Origin of the sequence: Haloterrigena salina JCM 13891 (assembly GCF_000337495.1) — an archaeon.
Taxonomy (GTDB): Archaea; Halobacteriota; Halobacteria; order Halobacteriales; family Natrialbaceae; genus Haloterrigena; species Haloterrigena salina.
On the sequence record NZ_AOIS01000032.1, the window covers coordinates 1 to 3,096 of the forward strand.

A 3,096-nucleotide genomic window follows, 5' to 3' on the forward strand; every position below is an offset into this window, starting at 1 on the left:
CGCCCCGATTTCGTAAATCTCGGCCGCGAACCGAACCTCGTACAACCACTCGTCGGAGGCCGCCCGTATCCGCGAGTGCGCGTCGACGGGGGGGTCCGCCTCGAGGGCCGCTTCGATCGCCAGTCGCTCGGCGCCGCCGAACCAGAGTCCCGGCGTCTCGCTGACGACCGCCTGTTCGAGGTAGCAGTAACACGATCGGACGCGGTCGAACGTCTCGCCCAGCGCGGTTTCGGCTGCCGGCAGTTCCAACTCGACGAACGTGGCCATCCCGTGGCAATGAGTGTCATTCGCGGTCGGATAAAGGAGATGCTTGCAGCCCAGGCCGGAGAGCGGGAAGAAACGAACGTTTACTTTCGGGGATGAGAAACGGCACTCGACATGCGCCTCGAGGAGCAAAGCGCGATCGTCCGCGCCCTGTTTCCAGCCGAGTACGCCAACCTCGTCGTCGCCGTCACCGAACTCGGCGGAACGACGGTTCTGATGGTCGTCCTCGCCGTCCTGTTCTGGTCGGGGTGGCGTCGCCGGAGCGCACTCGTTATCAGTTACGCGGTCGCCGGGCTCGCCCTCCTGCTCTCGATTAAGGCCCTGTTGGGCCTGCCGCGGCCGCCGGAGGACGCCCTGCTGATCCCCCTCGAGGAGGAACGCGAGGGGTACGGCTTCCCGAGCGGCCACGCCTTCGCCGCCACGGTCGTCTACGGCGGGCTCGTCGCCGCGTACGACCGAACGCGGGACGTCCACGCGCTGGCGGCCGCCGGCACGCTCGTCACGCTCGTCTCGCTCTCTCGGGTCGTGCTCGGCGTCCACTACCTCGGCGACGTGATCGTCGGCGCGGTCCTCGGCGTCGCGTTCCTCGCCGCCATGGCCCGCCTTACGAGAGGCGATCCCCGCCGCGGCTTCACGATCGCGTTCGGACTCGCGCTCGTCACTGTCGTCGTCGCGGGAGCCAGCGAGGACTCGCTGCTCGGCCTCGGCGGGGCGATCGGCGGACTCTGTTCCGCGGGGTGGATCGATCGCCTTCCCGACCTCCGCACTCGCCTCGAGACGGGCGCCCTCGTCGCCGTCGGTAGCGGCGGCGCCGCCGCGATCCAGATCGCCGAGGCGGCCGTCTCCTTCGTGCCGGCGCTCGTCGCGCTCTACGCCGCACTCGTCGCGTGGGTGTTCCTCGCGCCGATCGCGGTCGGCCGCCTCGGTATCGGTGCGACCGAGACGTTCTGGGCGTAGCCGCCCCTTCTCGCGCCGTCGGTCGTCCCCGGCGAGAACCGGCGACGCTTTTCACGATCCGCGTGCGAACCGAACGCATGGATCTCCCCCTCGGAACCGGTACCATCGACGTTTCTCTTCCCGACTGCGAGGTCACGGTCGCGCGACCGACCGGCGGCACCACCGTCGACGTTCGCGCGGCCGCCGAACGCGCGCTCGAGGACCCGATCGGGCCGCCGCTCGCGGACCGTGTCGATCCCGACGACGACGTCGCGATCGTCGTCACCGACATCACCCGCAAGGCGCCCGACGACGTGTTGCTCGATGTCTTGCTCGAGCGCCTCGAGCGCTGCGGCGTGGCTCGAGAGCAGGTGACGGTGGTCGTCGGGCTCGGCCTCCACCGACCGATGACCGACGACGAGATCGAAGCGATGCTGGGACCGCACGCCGACTTGGCGGTCAACCACGATCCCGAATCGGTGGTCGAGGTCGGCACGGTAAGTAAGGACGACGTCCCCGTCGAGATCGGCGAGCCGGTCGTCGAGGGCGATGGCGGGCAGTACACCGACAGCAAGGAGGCCGCGCGCATCGCCGATCTGATCGAGACCTACGAGGCCGCGGGGCTCGAGCGCACGGATATCGGCGTCATCGCTCCCTTCCGCGCGCAGGGCTCGGAGATCTCGAAACACGTCCCCGACGAGGTCGCCGTCGACACCGTCGACCGCTTCCAGGGCTCGAGCCAGGAGGTCATTATCGTCTCCTTTACCGCGACCGGCGCGCTCGAGGGGCCGATCTTCGAGGACTACCGGCGAATTAACGTCGCGCTCACGCGCCCCAAGCGTGCGCTGGTGCTGGTCGGCGATGCGAACGCGCTGGCGACAGACCCCGTCTACGAGCGGATGGTCGAGTGGGCGACCCGCTGACGGCGGCGTTACAGTCGGACCTCGGCGGCTCTCACCTCGATTCGCGGACGACGATCTCTCCCGTTTCGAAAACGTAGATCTCGTAGTCGTCGACAGTGAACCGGATCTCCGCTCCGCCGCTTCCCTCGTGTTCGATCAGTAGATCGAGCGCTTCGGGATTCACGTAGTCGTACAGCGTGAACTCGAGGGCGGTCGGATCGACGTTCTCGATCGCAGCGATCGTGCGGACGATCGCGATGCTGATCGGCGTTCCGTCGTCGGGCGCGTATTCGATCACAGTCGATCCGTCCCCGTCGGTTGGGGGCCAGCGATCGGTGGCCATCTACGGACCGTTCGTGGTACGCGTCCGTGATGCTATCATGCGGATGGTCAGGGTGTTCAAGCCCCCTCGAGAACCGACCTGCCGTCGGCGCTCGGATTCGCGATGCGAGGTGCGCTACCGTCACCGGTCGTCGGCGCGGGAGTTCGCGTCGGCCACGTTCAGTTCCGTCGCCAGAATTTCCGCGGACGCGCGGCGGAGGCGTTCGGAGACCGATTGGTCCGAAATACCGAACTCGTCGGCCAGTTCCTGTACCGACACCTCCCGCGGAACCTCGTAGTAGCCCCGTTCGACGGCCGCCACGAGCGTCTCGTACTGCTCGACGGTCAACCCGGGCCGTTCGGGCCCGGTCTTCGGTCCCTTCCGGAGGCTCGCGACGTCGACGTCGACGTCTCGCTCGAGGAATCGACGGTAGGTCCGGGTCGCGCTCTCGTGATCGGGGAATCGCAGTCGGAGCGACCAGACGCCGCGATCGGCCGAGGCGGCGAGTATCGTACCGCCCTCCTCGAACGGCAGCGCCCCGATTTCGTAAATCTCGGCCGCGAACCGAACCTCGTACAACCACTCGTCGGAGGCCGCCCGTATCCGCGAGTGCGCGTCGACGGTGGGGTCCGCCTCGAGGGCCGCTTCGATCGCCAGTCGCTCGGCGCCGCC

General features: G+C 68.1%; 4 protein-coding genes and 1 pseudogene. 2 read left to right on the plus strand and 3 right to left on the minus strand.

The window, feature by feature from the left end:
- A pseudogene (locus C477_RS09050) lies at window positions 1–267 on the minus strand (helix-turn-helix domain-containing protein); the annotation flags it as partial.
- A 111-nt stretch (window positions 268–378) separates the two neighbouring features.
- Between C477_RS09050 and C477_RS09055 the strand changes: the two are divergent.
- Together C477_RS09055 and C477_RS22880 are read left to right on the plus strand one after the other, a co-directional pair.
- Window positions 379–1,221, plus strand: a complete 843-nt coding sequence (locus tag C477_RS09055; RefSeq protein ID WP_008894170.1) for a phosphatase PAP2 family protein — start codon at window positions 379–381, stop codon at window positions 1,219–1,221.
- Window positions 1,222–1,298: 77 nt separating this feature from the next.
- Complete coding sequence (locus tag C477_RS22880; RefSeq protein WP_008894171.1) at window positions 1,299–2,123, plus strand: lactate racemase domain-containing protein; 825 nt, start codon at window positions 1,299–1,301, stop codon at window positions 2,121–2,123.
- A 31-nt stretch (window positions 2,124–2,154) separates the two neighbouring features.
- Here the strand turns inward: C477_RS22880 and C477_RS09065 are convergent, their stop codons facing one another.
- Together C477_RS09065 and C477_RS09070 are read right to left on the minus strand one after the other, a co-directional pair.
- Window positions 2,155–2,445: a HalOD1 output domain-containing protein gene (locus C477_RS09065; protein ID WP_008894172.1), complete on the minus strand. Its 291-nt coding sequence runs from the start codon at window positions 2,443–2,445 to the stop codon at window positions 2,155–2,157.
- Between the two features lie 120 nt (window positions 2,446–2,565).
- On the minus strand, window positions 2,566–3,096 hold a 531-nt coding region (locus tag C477_RS09070; RefSeq protein WP_008894173.1), incomplete at its 5' end, for a helix-turn-helix domain-containing protein.